The sequence below is a fragment of the Pseudodonghicola xiamenensis DSM 18339 genome, assembly GCF_000429365.1.
Classification (GTDB): domain Bacteria; phylum Pseudomonadota; class Alphaproteobacteria; order Rhodobacterales; family Rhodobacteraceae; genus Pseudodonghicola; species Pseudodonghicola xiamenensis.
On record NZ_AUBS01000008.1, the window covers coordinates 74,898 to 92,899 of the forward strand.

The following is an 18,002-nucleotide window of genomic DNA, read 5'->3' on the forward strand; positions in this document are numbered from 1 at the left end:
GGCATCAATCCTCGAACGGGTCAGTGACGAGGATGGTATCCTCGCGTTCCGGCGAGGTCGAGAGCAGCGCGACCGGGCAGTCGATCAGCTCTTCGATATGGCGCACGTATTTGATCGCATTGGCGGGCAGATCGGCCCAGCTCCGCGCGCCTTCGGTCGATTCCGACCAGCCCGGCATTTCCTCGTAGACGGGCGTGCAGCGGGCCTGCTGATCGGACGCGGTGGGCAGGTAATCCAGCCGCTCGCCGTCCAGCTCGTAGCCGACGCAGATCTTCAGCGTGTCGAAGCCGTCGAGCACGTCGAGCTTGGTCAGCGCGATACCGTTGACGCCGGAAACGGCACAGGTCTGGCGCACCAAGGCGGCATCGAACCAGCCACAGCGACGCTTGCGGCCGGTGACCACACCGAATTCCCGCCCACGTTCGCCCAGCCGTTCGCCGGTTTCATCGGTCAGCTCGGTCGGGAACGGGCCTTCGCCCACGCGGGTGGTATAGGCCTTGACGATCCCCAGCACGAAGTCGATCGACCCCGGCCCGATGCCGACACCGGTGGCCGCCTGACCGGCAATCACATTCGACGAGGTGACGAAGGGATAGGTGCCGAAGTCGATATCCAGCAACGAGCCCTGCGCGCCTTCGAAGAGGATGCGTTTGCCAGCCTTGCGCTTTTCGGTCAGCACTTTCCAGACCGGGGCGGCATATTGCAGGATCTCGGGTGCGATCTCTTCCAGCTTGGCGATCAGCCCGTCGCGGTCGACCGGCTCGAGCCCGAGCCCGGCGCGCAGCGCGTTGTGGTGGGTCAGCGCCCGATCGACACGCGCCTCGAGCGTGGCACGGTCGGCCAGGTCGGCGACGCGGATGGCGCGGCGACCCACCTTGTCCTCATAGCACGGGCCGATGCCACGCCCGGTGGTGCCGATCTTGGTGCCCTTGGCGGCGGCCTCTTCACGGGCGCGGTCCAGCTCGCCATGCAGCGGCAGGATCAGCGGCGTATTCTCGGCCACCATCAGCGTTTCAGGGGAAATCTCCACCCCTTGCTCACGGATCTTGGCGATCTCGGACACCAGGTGCCAGGGGTCCAGAACCACCCCGTTGCCGATCACGCTGAGCTTGCCGCCGCGCACAACGCCCGAAGGCAGCGCGTTCAGCTTGTAGACCTGGCCGTCGATGACCAGAGTGTGCCCGGCATTGTGACCGCCCTGGAAGCGCGCGATCACATCGGCACGCTCCGAGAGCCAGTCCACGATCTTGCCCTTCCCCTCGTCGCCCCACTGGGCGCCGACAACGACGACATTGGCCATATCAGGTCCTTTGCTGCGTTTATTCAAACCCGAGCCCGTATAGCGATGCCGTCGCAGCAGGGAAACCGGAATCTGGATGTTATGCACCAAAGTCGAGACGGAGTTGCAGGAGGCGGAAAGCGAAGCCCCGGCCTTGCCCCCGTCACTGGGCAGGCCGGAGGCGGCATTGGGCCCGCTGCGTCACGATCTGTCGGGGTCCTCCCCCGCGTGCAGATGCACCGGATCGCCATGCGGCGTCGACAGATAGGCGGCCTCCCAGGCGGCGCGCAGGCGTTCGACCTCGGGCGGAGCGGCATGGCCGATCTCCGCCAGGATCGCCTCCAGCGTTTCCAGCCAGGCGGTGAAATAATCATCGCCTCCATCCAGCTCACGCGACAGACCATGTGCCGCCAGGGTCCTCGAAAACCGCGCGGTCCACTCGGACCAGTCGAATTGCCCGGTCTCGTTCAGATGAACGGTCAGCGCGAAGACCTGCCCGTGCCAGGGGGCGCTGAAGACGGGGTCGGGGGCCAGATCGGTCATGCCGGCTCCAGATAGGATTGCCAGAGGTCCAGCATCACCTCGTCCCCGGGCCGCTCCGGCTGCGCCCAGAGCTCCGCCGCGGCGAAGACCACCGTATAGAGCGGCTCGGGCGCCTCGCCCAATCCATGGGCATTGCTGTCGGGAAAGACATGGGCGCCATGACAGCGGAGAATCTGCCCCTCGGCCCCGGCGGCATAGGCGGGCAGACGGGTGTGCCCGCCATCGACCGCCCGGTTTGCGGCCGGGCGCAGGCAGCGCACCCGTTGACCGGGGGCGAAGGCGGGCATGCCAGTCATCGGCCGATCGGCCGGCCCGCCACGCGCCAGTACCGCCGCGACATCCTCGGCCTTCAGCGCGCGCTCGGCCAGCGGATGGCGCGTATCGTCCCCCTGCCCGGCCAGATCGTCGGCGCTCAGCACCCCGGTGTCGACCAGAAGATCGGCCAGCGCCGAAATCCATTTTTCGTAATAGCTGAAATCGGTGTAATCGCGCGGCGACAGCCTTTCCCGCGCATGTCGCGACATGTCGATGTTCCACTGCCCCAGCGCACCCGCGGCCAGCGTCACCGCCAGCGCCCGGGCATGCCAGTCCTGGGCATAGATCGGATCCTCGGGGTGGCCCGGGTCGATCCGGCCATCGCCGAACCGCCCGCCCATGTCATGCACCCGGGTCATGCCCCCGGCTCCCGCGCCAGACCGGTGCCGATCATGCTGTCGCGGGTGACCAGCCGGGCCAGGTCATCGACACTCATCCCCTCGGTGCCGGCGGGGCGGCGGGGGATCACCAGATAGCGGACCTCGGCCGTCGAATCCCAGACCCGCAGCTTGACCCCTTCAGGCAGGGTGACGCCGAAGTCGGCCAGCACCGCCCGCGGTTCACGCACCGCACGCGCGCGGTAGGCATCGGATTTGTACCAAGCCGGCGGAATTCCCAAAAGCGGCCACGGATAGCAGCTGCACAGGGTGCAGACGACCATATTGTGAACCTCTTCGGTATTCTCGACGGCGACGATATGTTCCCCCTGCCGGCCAAAAAACCCCAGATCGGCGACAACCGGTGTCGCATCCGCCAGCAAGGCCGCGCGAAACTCCGGATCGGCCCAGGCGCGAGCAACCACCTGCGCGCCGTTCTTCGGGCCGATACGGTTCTGATATGTATCAATGATCTCGTCCAGCGCGGCGGGGTCGATCAACCCCTTGCGACTGAGCAATGTCTCCAGTGCCCGCACCCTGAGCGCCGGATCGGGCGGCAGCAGGGCATGCGCATGGTCGTGGTCGTGATGATCGTGTGCCATGCCCCGCAGCATGAGCGCGTTGCCCGCGATTTGTCGAGTCCCTAGCACCGGTGCCAACTGATTGCTTGCCCCGCGCGGCAAACTTCCCTACATACCCCGCGAACCGAGCAAGCGCCGCAGGAACTCATGGAAAACGTCGTCCTCATCATCCATCTCATCCTGGCCGTTGGCCTGATCGCCGTCGTGCTGTTGCAGCGCTCGGAAGGCGGTGGCCTCGGCATGGGCGGCGGTGGCGGTGGCGGCGTGATGAGCGGACGCGCGGCGGCGACGGCGCTGGCCAAGGTCACCTGGGTGCTGGCCGCAGCCTTCATCGTGACCTCGATCGCGCTGACCATCATCGCAGCGGAAAAATCGGCGGGAACCTCGGTCATCGACCGGCTGGGCGTCTCCGCCCCGGCGCAAGAGCAGGATGCGACGCCTGCCGCGCCGGCGGGCTCCGACCTGCTGCCGCCGGCACCGGGTGACAATGCGCCGCTGGTACCGCGCGCCGACTAAGCTACAACACCTTGGAAATTCACAAGGGACCGCAACAGCATCTTGCGGTTCCCTTGCCTTTGTTATGCGAATCCTGTAAGGATGGAGTCCCGTGGTGCTGCGGTTTTCGAAACCGGGCGGGCACTGAATTGCAGGCTAATCACGGGGGCAGCCGAACCATGGCGCGTTTCATCTTCATCACCGGCGGGGTTGTGTCCTCTCTTGGTAAGGGGCTGGCATCGGCGGCGCTGGGAGCGCTGCTGCAATCACGCGGATTTTCCGTGCGTCTGCGCAAGCTCGACCCCTATCTGAACGTCGATCCGGGCACGATGTCGCCGTTTGAGCATGGCGAAGTTTTCGTCACCGACGACGGCGCCGAGACCGATCTGGACCTAGGCCACTACGAACGGTTCACCGGGGTTGCGGCCCGCAAGACCGACTCGGTCAGCTCGGGCCGGATCTATTCCAACGTGCTGGAGAAGGAGCGCCGCGGCGACTACCTGGGCAAGACCATCCAAGTGATTCCGCATGTCACCAACGAGATCAAGGATTTCATCCGCATCGGCGAGGATGAGGTCGATTTCATGCTCTGCGAGATCGGCGGCACCGTGGGCGACATCGAAGGCCTGCCGTTCTTCGAGGCGATCCGCCAGTTCAGCCAGGAAAAGCCGCGCGGCCAATGCCTGTTCATGCATCTGACGCTCTTGCCCTTCATCAAGGCGAGCGGCGAGCTGAAGACCAAGCCGACCCAGCACAGCGTGAAAGAGCTGCGCTCGATCGGACTGGCGCCCGATATCCTGGTCTGCCGCTCCGAGGGGCCGATCCCACAGAAGGAACGCGAGAAGCTGGCGCTGTTCTGCAACGTGCGGCCTGAGGCGGTGATTGCGGCACAGGATCTGAAATCCATCTACGAGGCGCCGCTGGCCTATCACGGCGAAGGGTTGGATCAGGCGGTTCTGGACGCCTTTCAGATCAGCCCCGCCCCGCGCCCCGAGCTGTCGCGCTGGGAAGATGTGGCCGACCGGATCGAGAACCCGGAAGGTGAGGTCAAGGTCGCCATCGTCGGCAAATACACCCAGCTCGAAGACGCCTATAAGTCGATCGCCGAAGCGCTGACCCATGGCGGGCTGGCCAATCGGGTGAAGGTCAAGATCGAATGGGTCGATGCGGAAATCTTCGATCACGAAGATGCCGCCCCCTATCTGGAAGGCTATGACGCCATCCTGGTGCCCGGTGGCTTTGGCGAACGTGGTACCGAAGGCAAGATCAAGGCGGCGCAATTCGCCCGCGAGCACAAGGTGCCCTATCTGGGCATCTGCCTCGGCATGCAGATGGCGGTGATCGAGGCGGCGCGCAATGTCGCGGGCCTGACCACTGCGGGCTCGGAGGAATTCGATCACGAAGCCGGCAAGAAGCGGTTCGAGCCCGTCGTCTATCACCTCAAGGAATGGGTGCAGGGCAACTACAAGGTCAAGCGCAGCACCGAGGATGACAAGGGCGGCACCATGCGCCTTGGCGCCTATGACGCGGTGCTCAAGGAAGGGTCCAGGGTGGCCGAGGTCTATGGCGCGCTCAATATCGAGGAACGCCACCGCCACCGCTATGAAGTCGACATCAAGTATCGTGATCAGCTCGAGGCCTGCGGCCTGGCCTTCTCCGGCATGTCGCCTGATGGTCGGCTGCCCGAGATCGTCGAATGGAAGGATCACCCCTGGTTCATCGGCGTGCAGTTCCACCCGGAGCTGAAATCGAAACCCTTCGATCCGCACCCGCTGTTCAAAGGCTTCGTCCGCGCAGCAAAAGAGGCCAGCAGGCTGGTCTGATCCTGCCCTGTCCCGGAAACAGAACGCGCCCCGACCGATGGCCGGGGCGTTATTATATCGGCGAGGCGGATCAGAATCGCGCCCCGACCAAGATCAGTGACAATGCACCTTGCCGGTACTTTTCTGCATATGGCAGCATTTCCCCGGCGGAGAGCTTTTGCGGCACCCGCCCCCATGCCCGACCTCCTGCACCGTCAACAGCAGAGATGCCGGCCCCGGACGACCGGCAGCCGCCGGACCGGACAAGAGGGCGGAAAGCGTCGCCGCCACCAATATCAATCGTTTCAATATCCACTCCTTCAACATTGTCTCCCCCGGGGAGGAGAGTGGCGCAAACCGGTCGCATGGCAAAGCCGAAACGGCACCGATCCCGCTTGTGGCTTCCCTGCCCTGGGCTGTCCGCGACACGCACACGGCCAGAGGCCGCCACGCAGACCCTTGCCAAGCCCCGTTGCCAGCGCCAGAGTCGCGCCAATGATTGCAGGAGGACGAGAGATGCCCAAAGGATATTGGGTTGCCCATGTCGATGTCGACGACCCCCAGGCCTATGAGGCCTATCGTGCCGCCAATGCCGCGCCCTTTGCCGAATATGGCGCTAAGTTCCTGGTGCGCGGCGCGCCGCAAGAGCAGCGCGAGGGGCAGTGCCGCCAACGCACCGTGGTGATCGAATTCGACAGCTATGAAAAGGCTGTCGCCTGCTATGAAAGCGCTGGCTATCAGGCCGCCAAGGCGCTGCGCGATCCGGTGTCCACCGGAGACCTGATCATTGTCGAGGGCTATGATGGCTGAAGGTCGCTTGGCTGCATTGCGCAAAGCAGGTAAACTTCCCCCCATGCTGAAGAAACTCTTCCAGAGCTTCCGTCCGGCGGAAGCCACCGCACCGCTGCCCGATCCGGATGCCGAACTGGCACTGGGGGCGCTTTTGGTGCGCGTCGCGCAATCGGACCGCGCCTATCAGGTCGAGGAAATCAGCCTGATCGACCGCATCCTGTCACGGATGTACGAACACAATCCGATCGAGGCCGCCAAGGTTCGTGCCACCTGCGAGAAACTGCACACCGCCGCGCCCGAGACCGATACCTTCGGCAAGCTGATCCGCGAAACCACCGGGCTGGAAGAACGGCTCGCCGCGCTGGAAGCGCTGTGGGAGGTGGTTCTGGCCGATGGCACCCAGAAGGAAGGCGAATTGAAGATCGTCGACGAGGCCTGCCGTGCGATGGGGCTCAGCTTGGCCGACAGCAAGGCCGCGCGCGAAAGGGTGATCGCGCGGATGTGACGGCGGCCTTGGCCCGTCCCTCCGCCGCCGCTATATCGGTGCCATGCTTCAGGATTTCCTTTCCCGGCTGATCCAGCCCACCCCCGCCCCGCTTGACGATGGCGACGCCCGTCTGGCGCTGACCGCGCTTCTGGTGCGCGTGGCCCGGGCCGATGACGATTATGCCGAAACCGAGCGCGACCGCATCGACCGCATCGTTGCCGCGCGCTATGGGCTGTCTCCCTTCGAGGTCGCGCATCTGCGCCGCGAGGCTGAAGAGCTTGAGAAACAGGCCCCCGACACGGTCCGCTTTACCCGTGCAATCAAGGAGGCGGTCCCTTACGAGGCCCGCCGCGCGGTGATAGAGGCCGCATGGTCGGTGGCCCTGGCCGATGGCAGCCGCGACGACGAGGAAGACGCGCTGTTGCGGCTGGTCGCCAATCTGCTGGGGGTGAACGATCGCGACTCGGCCCTGGCGCGGCAAAAGGCGGCACAGGGGTAAACCTCCGACACGGCAGGGACATGACCGGATCGACCGCCGCCGCCAGCGGCGAAAATCGCTTGACCATTGGTCAACTGGTCGGTTTCCGCTCGCTCCTGTCCAATTTGAACGTTGCAATGCAAATGAATTTCCGGCCCAATGCCGCGTAAACGACGCAACAGACGGAGCCCCCGTGCCGGACACGCCCCCTGTCATCGAGATTCGCGACCTGCACAAAAGCTATGGCGACCTGGAGGTTCTGAAAGGCGTCGATATCACCGCCCATAAGGGCGATGTGGTTTCGCTTATCGGCTCCTCTGGATCTGGCAAATCGACGCTGCTGCGCTGTGCCAACCTGCTGGAAGACAGCCAGAAGGGCGACATCCTGTTCAAGGGAGAGGCGGTGAAATGGCGCGGGCAAGGGCTGAACCGCCGTCCCGCGGACCCCAAGCAGGTGCTGCGCATCCGCACCAACCTGTCGATGGTGTTCCAGCAGTTCAACCTCTGGGCCCATATGACCATCCTGCAAAACGTGATGGAAGCGCCGCTGACAGTGCTGGGCCGGAATCGGGGCGAGGTCGAAACGGCAGCCCGCGCCTATCTGGCCAAGGTGGGAATCGGCGACAAATGCGATGCCTATCCGGCGCAGCTTTCCGGGGGCCAGCAGCAACGCGCGGCCATCGCCCGGGCGCTGTGCATGGAACCCGAGGCGCTGTTGTTCGACGAACCCACCAGCGCACTCGATCCCGAGCTGGAACAGGAAGTGGTCAAGGTGATCAAGGCGCTCGCCCAGGAAGGGCGCACCATGATCATCGTCACCCACGACATGAAGATGGCCCATGATGTCTCGGATCACGTGGTATTCCTGCATCAAGGGCTGATCGAGGAACAGGGCCCGCCCGACCTGTTGTTTGGCGCGCCGAAATCCGAACGCCTGCGCGGGTTCTTGTCCTCGACGTCCCACGCGGCATAACAAAACCCAATAACATTAGGGAGTTACCAGTCATGAAACATCTCATTCTCGGTACGGCGCTGCTGGCCCTGACCGCCGGCATGGGGGCGGCGCAAACCGTGCGTCTGGGGACAGAGGGTGCCTATCCTCCGTATAACTTCATTGACGACAACGGCCAGGTCGCCGGTTTCGAACGCGTGCTGGGCGACGAGCTGTGCAAACGCGCCGAACTGACCTGCGAATGGGTCACCAATGACTGGGATTCGATCATCCCGAACCTGGTCAGCGGCAACTATGACGCTATCATCGCCGGCATGTCGATCACCGACGAGCGCAAGCAAGTTGTTGATTTCTCGGAAAACTACACGCCGCCGTCGCCCTCGGCCTATATGGCGAAATCCGCCGATGCCGATATCGAAAACGGGGTGATCGCGGCACAGACCGGCACCATCCAGGCGGCGCATATCGCCAGCACCGGCGCCACCCTGCTTGAATTCCCGTCGCCCGATGAAACCGTCGCCGCTGTCCAATCGGACGAGGCCGACGCGGTGCTGGCCGACAAGGATTACCTGATCCCGGTGGTTGAGGAATCTGGCGGCGCCTTGGTCTTCGTCGGCGACGACCTGCCGCTGGGCGGCGGCATCGGCATGGCCTTCCGCAAATCCGACCCCGAGCTGCGCGGCAAATTCGACGCGGCGATCAAGTCGATGAAGGCCGACGGCAGCCTGAACAATCTGATCATCGAGTATCTCGGCGAGGATTCGCCGCACTTCTGATCTGTCAGCGGGCGCGCCGGGGGCCTTTCCGCACCCGATGCGCCCGCTGACCCTCTTCGCCCGCCTGCCGCATGAGGCCCGCCATTTTCAGCGTCTGTTCAGATCCCTCCACCCTGCCGCAATGGCAATGGTTTGCCTGCTATCTGACAACCGGCAAACATCTGGCCTTTTACGGCTCCTTCGGGGTCGTGCTGCTGCTGCTGGCGATCACCGCGCCGGCGGCGCTGTTGTTCGGCTTCGGCGCCGCCGCCTCCGCTCGCTCGCATTTCGCGCCGCTGAGCTGGCTGGGAAAGCTCTATATCGCCATCGTGCGCGGCGTGCCCGACATCGCCTTTTTCCTGTTCTTCGTGATCGCGCTGGATCAGGGGTTCGAATGGCTCCGGCACGAGATCAAATGCCCGGACTGGGATCAGCCGATCCGACAGGGCAATGATTTCGTGGTCTGCCCGGCGGCAAAACTGCCCCTGGGAACAGCCCCACAATGGGTGCATGAAACTTATGGCTTCTTCCTCGCGGTGCTGACCTTCGCCATTGTCTTCGGCGCCTTCGCCGGGAATGTGCTTTATGGCGCGATGCGCGCCGTGCCCCGGCCCCAGATCGAAACCGCCGAGGCCTATGGCATGTCGCACCGGCAGGCGTTCTGGCGCATCCTGGTGCCGCAGATGTGGGTCTATGCGCTGCCCGGGCTGTCGAACCTGTGGATGGTGCTGATCAAAGCGACCCCGCTTCTGTTCCTGCTGGGGGTCGAGGATATCGTCTATTGGGCGCGCGAACTGGGCGGGTCGAAGACCGCGCGCTTCACCGATTACCCGCATGGCGACTGGCGGATGTGGTATTTCCTGGTGTTGCTGGTGTTCTATCTGGTCTTCACCCGCCTATCCGAAATGGTGCTGACACGCATCATGCGCCGGCTATCGCATGGCCAGGCCACCGCCGCCGGCGAGGCACAGCGACGCAGCGCAGGAGGCCCGCCATGAGCTGTTGGCAGACCGTTCAGGATTATGGCCTGCGCGCGATCGGTATCGGCGAACGGCTGCTGCCGCGCGATGATTTCACGCTTTGCCAGCAGTTCACGCTGATAGGCTCGGGCATGATGTGGAACATCTATTTCGGCCTGCTGGCGCTGCTGGCCGGGTTCTTTCTGGCCACCGCGCTTGCGGTCGGCAAATCCTCCCGCCACCGGCTGCTACGCAAACCCGCAGAATGGTTCATCTTCGTCTTTCGCGGCTCGCCGCTGTTTATCCAGTTTTTCTTCGCCTATTTCCTCTTTCTCAGCCTCAAGGGGGTCTCGCCCTTCTTCGACGCCTTTACCTCGGCCTGGCTGGGGGCGCTGGTGGTGCTGTTCTTCAACACCGCCGCCTACTCCGGTGAAATCTTCTATGGCGCGCTGCTGTCGATCCCGCGCGGCGATCTCGAGGCGGCGGATGCCTACGGGTTCACCGGCTGGAACAAGTTCAGAAAGATCACCTGGCCGACCATGCTGCGGTTGGCCTGGCCCGCCTATACCAACGAGGCGATCTTTCTGTTCCATGCCACCACACTGGTCTTCTTCTCGGGCTTTCCGGCACGCCAGCAGCGGGGCGATGCGCTGTATTATGCCAGCTATTTCGCCGACAAGACCTTCAACCCCTTCATCCCCTACCCGATCCTGGCGATGTATTTCATTCTGCTGACGCTGACGGTGGTGAGCGTTTTCGGCCTGATCAACAAGCGCCTGAACCGGCATCTGCCGACCGAGCGCCGCCGCCCGCTGCGTATCCGACCCAACCTTCTGCGCTGAGCCCCGCCCCGCCTTGGTCCGCCCCGCCAACCTTGGCCAGGCGCCCGAAAGCTGCGCAATCTGACGCGGTTTCCCCCTGAACCGACAACCTACCGGCTTTATCACTTGCCAAACCGGGGCGCGGCTCGCTATCCATAATTTGATCAAATTACGGAACGATTGAAACTATGTCCGCCAATGCGATGAAATCCTGGCTGCGCAAGACGCCCCAGGTCCGAACCATCCGTGTCGCCGCCGCCGATCTGAACGGCCAGCCGCGCGGTAAACGCGTCCCCGCCCGTTTCGCCGACAAGGTCGTCACCGACGGCACCCGCTTTCCGCTGTCGGTGATGAACCTCGATATCTGGGGCGAGGATGTCGATGACAGCCCACTGGTCTTTGAAAGCGGCGACCGCGACGGGGTGCTGAAGCCGACCGAACGTGGTTTTGTACCGATGCCCTGGCTCGAGGCGCCCACCGCGCTGTTGCCGATCTGGATGTTCTATGACGATGGCCGCCCCTTCGACGGCGATCCGCGCCATGCCCTGGCCTCGGTGCTGAAACGGTACAAGGCGCGGGGGCTGACCCCTGTTGTCGCGGTAGAGCTTGAGTTCTTCCTGATCGACGACAGCGGCAAGTCGCTGCAGGTGCCGCTGTCGCCGCGCTCGGGCAAGCGCCGCAAGGCGGCTGAGATCATGTCAATACGGGCGCTCGATGCCTTCGACACCTTCTTCACCGATCTCTATGACGCCTGCGAGGCTATGGATATCCCCGCCGACACCGCGATTTCAGAGGCGGGCCTTGGCCAGTTCGAGATCAACCTGATGCACCAGGACGACGCGCTGCGCGCCGCAGACGATGCCTGGCTGTTCAAGATGCTGGTCAAGGGCATGGCGCGTCGGCACGGTTTCGCCGCCTCCTTCATGGCCAAGCCTTACGAGGATTACTCCGGCTCGGGACTGCATATGCATTTCTCGATCCTTGACGAGAATGGTAACAACATCTTCGATGATGGCGGTCCCCGTGGCACCGATACGCTGCGCCACGCGATCGGCGGCTGCCTGACGGCGATGCATGATTCCACCCTGGTCTTCGCGCCCCATGCCAACAGCTATGACCGGCTGGTGCCTGGCGCCCATGCGCCGACGCGCATCTGCTGGGCCTATGAGAACCGGACCTCGGCGGTGCGGGTGCCATCGGGCAATCCGGCGGCGCGTCGGATCGAACACCGGGTCGCGGGGGGCGACGTGAACCCCTATCTGACCGTCGCTGCCATTCTCGGTGCCGCGCTGGTCGGTATCGAAGACCGGATCGAACCGCCTGCCCCCATTTCCGGCAACGCCTATGATCTCGACCTGCCGCAAGTGCCCACGGACTGGGGCAAGGCGATCGAAACCTTCGCCAACAGCCCGCTGATGCCGCGCATCTTCCCGGCCGAACTGATCCGCAATCTGACACTGACAAAGCGACAGGAATTGCACTATATGGCTGAATTGTCACCGGCCGAGCAGGTTGAAATCTATCTCGACACGGTGTGATCGTGCCCTGGCGTTCGGGCCCCCTTGCCCGAACGCCGTGCGCTCACTACTCTCACGACAGCCATAACCTGGTGATCTATGAAAATCGGCATCCTGCAAACCGGCCACTCCCCCGATCCGCTGATCGCACCGCTGGGCGATTATGATCGGCTCTTTGAAAATCTGCTCGACGGCAATGGCTTCGAATACGGGATCTTTCCTGTGGTCGACGGCGTCTTCCCCTCCGGGACCGAGGCCGCCGACGGCTGGATCGTCACCGGGTCGCGCCATGGTGCTTACGAAGATCACCCCTGGATTCCGCCGCTGGAACAGTTGATCCGCGACATTACGGCCAGCGGCAAGCCGCTGATCGGCATCTGCTTTGGCCATCAGATCATCGCCCAGGCCCTTGGCGGCAAGGTCGAGAAATTCGCCGGCGGCTGGTCGGTGGGACGCCAGCAATACATGCTGGACGGTGCCCCGGTCATGCTGAATGCCTGGCATCAGGATCAGGTCACCGAACTGCCCGAAGGCGCCCGGGTTCTGGCCGGCAACGACTTTTGCAAGAACGCCATCGTTGCCTATGGCAACAATGTCTGGACCGTGCAGCCCCATCCGGAGTTCCGCCCCGCATTCATCAAGGGGCTGATCGACACCCGGGGGCATGGAGTGGTCCCCGAACCGCTGCTGGAACGCGCCGAAGATCAGCTCGACGCGCCGGTGGATAATGATCGCATCGCGCAATTCATGGCCGAATTCCTGAAAGGCAAGAGGTCCGCATGACCACCGACTGGATGAAAGACCTGCCGCAAGCCGCCGAGGCCTATCTTGAGGGCCGCCGCCTGGACGAGGTGGAATGTATCATCGGCGACCTGCCCGGCATTGCCCGCGGCAAGGCGGTGCCGGCGACGAAATTTGCCCGCCAGCCCTATTTCCATCTGCCCGACAGCATCTTCTTCCAGACCATCACCGGCGACTGGGGCGAGGCCGCAGGCGAGGACGGGTTCATCGAACGCGACATGATCCTGCGCCCCGACATGTCCACTGCAACCGCCGCCCCCTGGACCGGCGACTGGACGTTGCAGGTGATCCATGACGCTTATGACCGCGACAACGATCCGATTCCCTTCAGCCCGCGCAACGTGCTGAAACGCGTGGTGCAGATGTATCGTGACAAGGGCTGGGAGCCGGTGGTGGCACCCGAGATGGAATTCTATCTGGTCGCCCGCAACACCGACCCGGCCAAGGAAATCCAGCCGATGATGGGCCGCTCCGGCCGCCCGGCAGCGGCGCGCCAGGCCTATTCGATGACTGCGGTGGACGAATTCGGCCCGGTGATTGATGACATCTATGACTTTGCCGAGGCCATGGGGATGGAAATCGACGGCATCACCCAGGAAGGCGGCGCCGGGCAGTTGGAGATCAACCTGCGCCACGGCGATCCGGTGAAGCTGGCCGACGAGGTATTCTATTTCAAGCGCCTGATCCGCGAAGCGGCGCTGCGCCATGATTGTTTCGCCACCTTCATGGCCAAACCCATCGCCGACGAACCGGGCAGCGCCATGCATGTGCACCATTCGGTCATGGACCGCTCGAAGAAGCAGAACCTCTTCGTCGGGCCGCAGGGCGGTGAGACGGACATGTTCTTTCACTTCATCGGCGGCCTGCAGCGGCATCTGCCGGCGGCGATCGCGGTGCTGGCGCCCTACGTGAACTCCTATCGCCGCTATGTGCGCGAACAGGCCGCGCCGATCAACCTGAGCTGGGGCCGCGACAACCGCACCACCGGCATCCGCGTGCCGATCTCCTCGCCCGAGGCGCGGCGGGTCGAGAACCGTCTGGCGGGCATGGACTGCAACCCCTATCTGGGCATCGCCGCCAGCCTCGCCTGCGGCTATCTCGGCATGACGCAGGAAATCCGGCCCGACAAGCAGCAGCGCGGCGATGCCTATAATGGTGAACCCGACATCCCGCAGGTCATGGGCCAGGCGCTCGACCTGTTCGATGAGTCCGACGATCTGCGCCACATGCTGGGCGGCGAATTCTGCCGCGTCTACAGCATCGTCAAGCGGCTGGAGTATGAAGAGTATCTGCAAGTGATCTCGCCTTGGGAGCGGGAGCATCTGCTGCTGAACGTCTGACCCCGCAGGGGTCGGACCGGGCCCCGGCAAGGACCAAGACAATCTGCACGAAAGACGGCGCCTGCGTGCGCGGAAAGGACCGGCATGGGCCTGAACCTGCTTTATTCCAACGACAAACCGGGCAGCTATCCGAACAGTTGGTATGCGGCGACGGCCCCCCTGCTCGATCCCTTTCCGGCGCTCTCGGGTCATACCCATGCCGATGTGGTGGTGGTCGGGGCCGGCTATACCGGCCTATCGGCGGCGCTGCATCTGGCCGAAGCCGGGATGGATGTCGTGCTGCTCGAGGCCAACCGCGTCGGCTTCGGCGCATCGGGGCGCAACGGCGGGCAATTGGGCAGCGGTCAACGCCAGCCCCAGGACATCGTCGAGAAGATGAGCGGCCAGGCCGAGGCCGACAAGCTGTGGCGTCTGGCCGAGGAAGCCAAGGCGGTGGTCAAGGGGCTGATCCAGCGCCACAACATCGACTGCGACCTGAAACCGGGTGTCGCCTGGGCGGGGTCGTCGAAAAGCGATGTCAGCCATCTGCACGATTATGCCAAGCACCTGCAGGACCGCTATGGCTATGAGCATATCGACATCCTGGGGAGAGAGGCCTTTCACGATCTCTGCCCCTCGCCCGATTACAAGGGCGGCATCGTCGATTGGGACGCAGGCCATCTGCATCCGCTGAACTATGCGCTGGGACTGGCACGGGCGGCGCGGGACGCCGGCGTGCGCATCCACGAGATGACCGAGGTTCGGGAGATCGAAAAAGGCCCGCGCGCTCGGCTGCGCTGCCCGCAGGGCGAGGTAACTGCCGATCACGTGATCCTGGCCTGCAACGGCTATCTCGGCGGGTTGGAACCGAGGGTGGCGACCCGCGTCATGCCGATCAACAATTTCATCGTCGCGACCGAGCCCCTTGGCACCGAGACCGCCAGGATCCTAACCAAGGACATCGCAGTGGCCGACAGCCGGTTTGTGGTGAATTACTTCCGCCTCAGTGCCGACGGGCGGCTGTTGTTCGGCGGCGGCGAAAACTATGGCTATCGCTTTCCGGCGAGCATTGAGGACCTGGTGCGCAAACCGATGCTGGAGATCTATCCGCATCTGAAAGATGTGCGTGTCGATTATGCCTGGGGCGGCACCCTGGCGATCACCATGAAGCGGATGCCCTACCTGGCACGGGTGGCGCCCAATATGCTTTCTGCCTCGGGCTATTCCGGTCACGGGGTCGGTACTGCCACCCATGCAGGATACCTGATGGCTCAGGCAGTACGGGGCGAGGCGACGGGGTTCGACACCATGGCACGCATTCCCAACACGCCGTTCCCCGGCGGAACCGCACTGCGCAATCCTCTGCTGGTGCTGGCGATGACCTGGTTCGGTCTGCGCGACCGATTGGGAATTTGATCGCCTTCTGATTTCATCCGATCTGCGACACGACGCGGGCAAAGGGGCGTTTTCTGTCCCCTCTGTCCTTTTGTGCGCTTGGCATCTTGGAACATCTGTTTTACCTTTCCCGAAGGTTCAATTCAGGAATTCCAAATATGGCCCTTATCCCGAACGTCCACGACGCCGAACCCATCCCCCCTGCGGCCCGCGATGCGATTGATGCGCTGCTACAATCGGGCGATCTGTTCCGTTATACCGCACCGCAGGACGCGCCGGTGGCCCTGCTTGAGCGTGAATTCGCCGACATGATCGGTTCGAAATACGCGCTCGCAGTCTCCTCCTGCTCGGCGGCGCTGTTTCTATCGCTGAAGGCGCTGAACCTGCCGCGCGACGCCCGGGTGCTGATCCCCGGGTTCACCTTCGCCGCGGTCCCCTCTTCGGTGGTGCATGCGGATTGCTATCCGGTGCTTTGCGAGGTGAAGGACAATTACCGGATCGACCTGGCAGATTTCGAAACCAAGCTGGATCAGGATATCGCCGCCGTCATCATCAGCCACATGCGCGGCCACACCAGCGACATGGATGCGATCATGACGCTGTGCGCGGCGCGCGACATCCCGGTGATCGAGGATGCGGCGCATTCGCTGGGCACCGTCTGGGACGGTAAGAATATCGGCACCATCGGCAAGATCGGCTGTTTTTCCTTCCAGTCCTACAAGATGATCAACGCCGGCGAAGGCGGCATCATGATCACCGACGACGCCGATCTGGTCGCCCGTGCGGTGATCATGTCGGGCGCCTATGAGCACAATTGGAAAAAGCACAAGGGCCCGCATGGCGATAACAGCGAGACGCTGCAACTTGCCTTCGAACGCTGGCAGAACCAGCTTCCGCTTTATAACCTGCGGATGAGCAACCTGTCGGCGGCGGTGATCCGGCCGCAATTGCCCGAACTGATGCGCCGCGTCGAAGACGGGCGCCGCAATCACGACTATGTGGCGGCCAGGCTGAACACCTCGCCCTTCCTGTCGGTGCCCGATCCGCTGGGACCCGAGGTGCGCGCCCCGGATTCGATCCAGTTCAACCTGGTGGGCATGGATGGTGCCCAGACCCGCGCCTTTGCCGATGCCGCCGCCGCCGCGGGCGTCAAGGTACAGGTTTTCGGGATGAGCACGGACAACGCCCGCGCCTTCTGGAACTGGCAGTTCATCCCCGACCTGCCCGAGCTGCCGCAAACCCGCGCCATGCTGATGCGCGCCTGCGATGTGCGGCTGCCGGTCTATCTGAAGCCCGATCAACTTGATGCCATCGCTGAGGTTCTGATCGCTGCCGCCGCCGAGGCCGCCGCCCCGGTTGCCGCCTGAAACGACCAAGGCCCAAGGCAGCGCCCGATCACATATGCAGGGGGCCGCGCAATGCCGCGGCCCTTTTCTATTCCGCCCCTGCGACTGGCCCATCCTGACAACTGGCCTGTCCCCGCTACTGGCCCGTGATCGCCGCTTCGAAAACCGATGTCATGACGGCGAGGCTGTATACCGCCTCCGTGTCGGTCGTCACGATGGTGGAAAACACCCCGGCCACGCCAAGCTCCCCCTCCCTCTGCACCAGCAAGGGCGCGCCGGAATCGCCAGGCATCGCCGAGCAATCGGTCAGTGCCACCCCCTCGGATTCGAACGGACGCCAGCCGCCGCAATCCTCCGCCAGAGACAGCACATGCGGGCGCAACCCGGCATAGCCTGCCAGCATGACCGGCTCCCCCACCTCGGGGCGGACCAGTGGCAGAAAGCCCAGATCGCGCCCGATCGGTTCTTCGAGTTCAAGCAAAGCCCAGTCCCGCATCACCCCGCCGCGAAAATCGCGGCTGTCGGTATTCTGGCCCGGCCCAAGGACATAGCCCCGGACCTGCGCCTGCGCCACCGCCTGCCCACGTTGATAACCGGCCGCGAAGTGCAGGCTCGATGCCGGGATCCAGGCCTTGCGCGGGAAACTGTAAAGGCAATGCGCTGCAGTCAGCACCAACCGCTCGCCGACAAGGGCCCCGGTACAATGCTGGCGCACCTCGCGGCTGGCGAAATTGACCCGACCGATCCGGGACCAGGGCGCCTGAGAGGCCTCCACGATCCGCCGCGCGCGGATTGCCGCGCAGCCGGCAGACAACTGCTCACCCCGCCCGCAAATCGCATCCAACGCCGGAGTAAAGACCTCATCGCGCAACGGCCCTGTGTCCGGGCGCGCGGGGTCCGAGGCCGCAGCAGAGACGGCCCAGCAGATCGCCAGAACCGCTGGAACGAAGGATCGGATCACCGTCATGGCCTCCTGATTGCGAGCTCC

Annotated in this window: 20 protein-coding genes; 15 read left to right on the plus strand and 5 right to left on the minus strand. The window is 63.9% G+C overall.

The window, feature by feature from the left end:
- Positions 1-4: 4 nt before the first annotated feature.
- The 4 genes from G455_RS0110680 to nthA all read right to left on the minus strand — a co-directional run bounded on the left by G455_RS0110680 (position 5) and on the right by nthA (position 3,116).
- Positions 5-1,300, minus strand: coding sequence for an adenylosuccinate synthase (locus tag G455_RS0110680; protein WP_028093698.1), 1,296 nt, complete (start codon positions 1,298-1,300; stop codon positions 5-7).
- Positions 1,301-1,480: 180 nt separating this feature from the next.
- A complete protein-coding gene (locus tag G455_RS0110685) occupies positions 1,481-1,822 on the minus strand; it encodes a nitrile hydratase accessory protein (RefSeq protein ID WP_028093699.1) in 342 nt (113 codons plus the stop codon).
- Entirely contained in the window at positions 1,819-2,496 is a 678-nt protein-coding gene (nthB, locus tag G455_RS0110690; protein ID WP_028093700.1) for a nitrile hydratase subunit beta, read from the minus strand. The genes G455_RS0110685 and nthB overlap by 4 nt, the downstream gene beginning before the upstream one ends.
- The gene (nthA, locus tag G455_RS0110695; protein ID WP_028093701.1) at positions 2,493-3,116 is read right to left on the minus strand and encodes a nitrile hydratase subunit alpha; all 624 of its coding nucleotides are present in this window, start codon (positions 3,114-3,116) and stop codon (positions 2,493-2,495) included. Before nthA ends, nthB begins: the two co-directional genes overlap by 4 nt.
- Before the next feature lie 126 nt (positions 3,117-3,242).
- Between nthA and secG the strand changes: the two genes are divergently transcribed.
- The 15 genes from secG to G455_RS0110770 all read left to right on the plus strand — a co-directional run bounded on the left by secG (position 3,243) and on the right by G455_RS0110770 (position 17,035).
- Positions 3,243-3,611, plus strand: coding sequence for a preprotein translocase subunit SecG (secG, locus tag G455_RS0110700; protein WP_028093702.1), 369 nt, complete (start codon positions 3,243-3,245; stop codon positions 3,609-3,611).
- A 158-nt stretch (positions 3,612-3,769) separates the two neighbouring features.
- Entirely contained in the window at positions 3,770-5,413 is a 1,644-nt protein-coding gene (locus G455_RS0110705; protein ID WP_028093703.1) for a CTP synthase, read from the plus strand.
- Between the two features lie 495 nt (positions 5,414-5,908).
- Positions 5,909-6,202, plus strand: coding sequence for a DUF1330 domain-containing protein (locus tag G455_RS0110710; protein WP_028093704.1), 294 nt, complete (start codon positions 5,909-5,911; stop codon positions 6,200-6,202).
- 43 nt (positions 6,203-6,245) lie between these two features.
- A complete protein-coding gene (locus G455_RS0110715) occupies positions 6,246-6,689 on the plus strand; it encodes a tellurite resistance TerB family protein (RefSeq protein ID WP_028093705.1) in 444 nt (147 codons plus the stop codon).
- Between the two features lie 43 nt (positions 6,690-6,732).
- Complete coding sequence (locus G455_RS0110720; protein WP_028093706.1) at positions 6,733-7,170, plus strand: tellurite resistance TerB family protein; 438 nt, start codon at positions 6,733-6,735, stop codon at positions 7,168-7,170.
- Between the two features lie 20 nt (positions 7,171-7,190).
- Positions 7,191-7,319, plus strand: coding sequence for a hypothetical protein (locus G455_RS27095; RefSeq protein WP_268246073.1), 129 nt, complete (start codon positions 7,191-7,193; stop codon positions 7,317-7,319).
- Positions 7,320-7,342: 23 nt separating this feature from the next.
- Complete coding sequence (locus tag G455_RS0110730) at positions 7,343-8,122, plus strand: ABC transporter ATP-binding protein (protein ID WP_028093707.1); 780 nt, start codon at positions 7,343-7,345, stop codon at positions 8,120-8,122.
- Positions 8,123-8,154: 32 nt separating this feature from the next.
- On the plus strand, positions 8,155-8,877 hold the full coding sequence (locus G455_RS0110735; RefSeq protein ID WP_028093708.1) for a transporter substrate-binding domain-containing protein: 723 nt from the start codon (positions 8,155-8,157) through the stop codon (positions 8,875-8,877).
- A gap of 83 nt (positions 8,878-8,960) precedes the next feature.
- Positions 8,961-9,854 (plus strand): ABC transporter permease, encoded by an 894-nt coding sequence (locus tag G455_RS0110740; protein WP_028093709.1) that lies wholly within the window; start codon positions 8,961-8,963, stop codon positions 9,852-9,854.
- On the plus strand, positions 9,851-10,657 hold the full coding sequence (locus G455_RS0110745; RefSeq protein ID WP_028093710.1) for an ABC transporter permease: 807 nt from the start codon (positions 9,851-9,853) through the stop codon (positions 10,655-10,657). The genes G455_RS0110740 and G455_RS0110745 overlap by 4 nt, the downstream gene beginning before the upstream one ends.
- A 182-nt stretch (positions 10,658-10,839) precedes the next feature.
- Positions 10,840-12,174, plus strand: a complete 1,335-nt coding sequence (locus tag G455_RS0110750) for a glutamine synthetase family protein (RefSeq protein ID WP_028093711.1) — start codon at positions 10,840-10,842, stop codon at positions 12,172-12,174.
- A 78-nt stretch (positions 12,175-12,252) separates the two neighbouring features.
- A complete protein-coding gene (locus G455_RS0110755) occupies positions 12,253-12,936 on the plus strand; it encodes a type 1 glutamine amidotransferase (protein WP_028093712.1) in 684 nt (227 codons plus the stop codon).
- Entirely contained in the window at positions 12,933-14,294 is a 1,362-nt protein-coding gene (locus G455_RS0110760) for a glutamine synthetase family protein (protein WP_028093713.1), read from the plus strand. Before G455_RS0110755 ends, G455_RS0110760 begins: the two co-directional genes overlap by 4 nt.
- Before the next feature lie 84 nt (positions 14,295-14,378).
- Positions 14,379-15,689 (plus strand): NAD(P)/FAD-dependent oxidoreductase, encoded by a 1,311-nt coding sequence (locus G455_RS0110765; protein WP_028093714.1) that lies wholly within the window; start codon positions 14,379-14,381, stop codon positions 15,687-15,689.
- A 137-nt stretch (positions 15,690-15,826) separates the two neighbouring features.
- Positions 15,827-17,035: a DegT/DnrJ/EryC1/StrS family aminotransferase gene (locus G455_RS0110770; protein WP_028093715.1), complete on the plus strand. Its 1,209-nt coding sequence runs from the start codon at positions 15,827-15,829 to the stop codon at positions 17,033-17,035.
- A 115-nt stretch (positions 17,036-17,150) separates the two neighbouring features.
- On the opposite strand, the gene G455_RS23830 is transcribed toward G455_RS0110770, so the two are convergent.
- Complete coding sequence (locus G455_RS23830; RefSeq protein ID WP_051312377.1) at positions 17,151-17,981, minus strand: trypsin-like serine peptidase; 831 nt, start codon at positions 17,979-17,981, stop codon at positions 17,151-17,153.
- Positions 17,982-18,002: the final 21 nt, after the last annotated feature.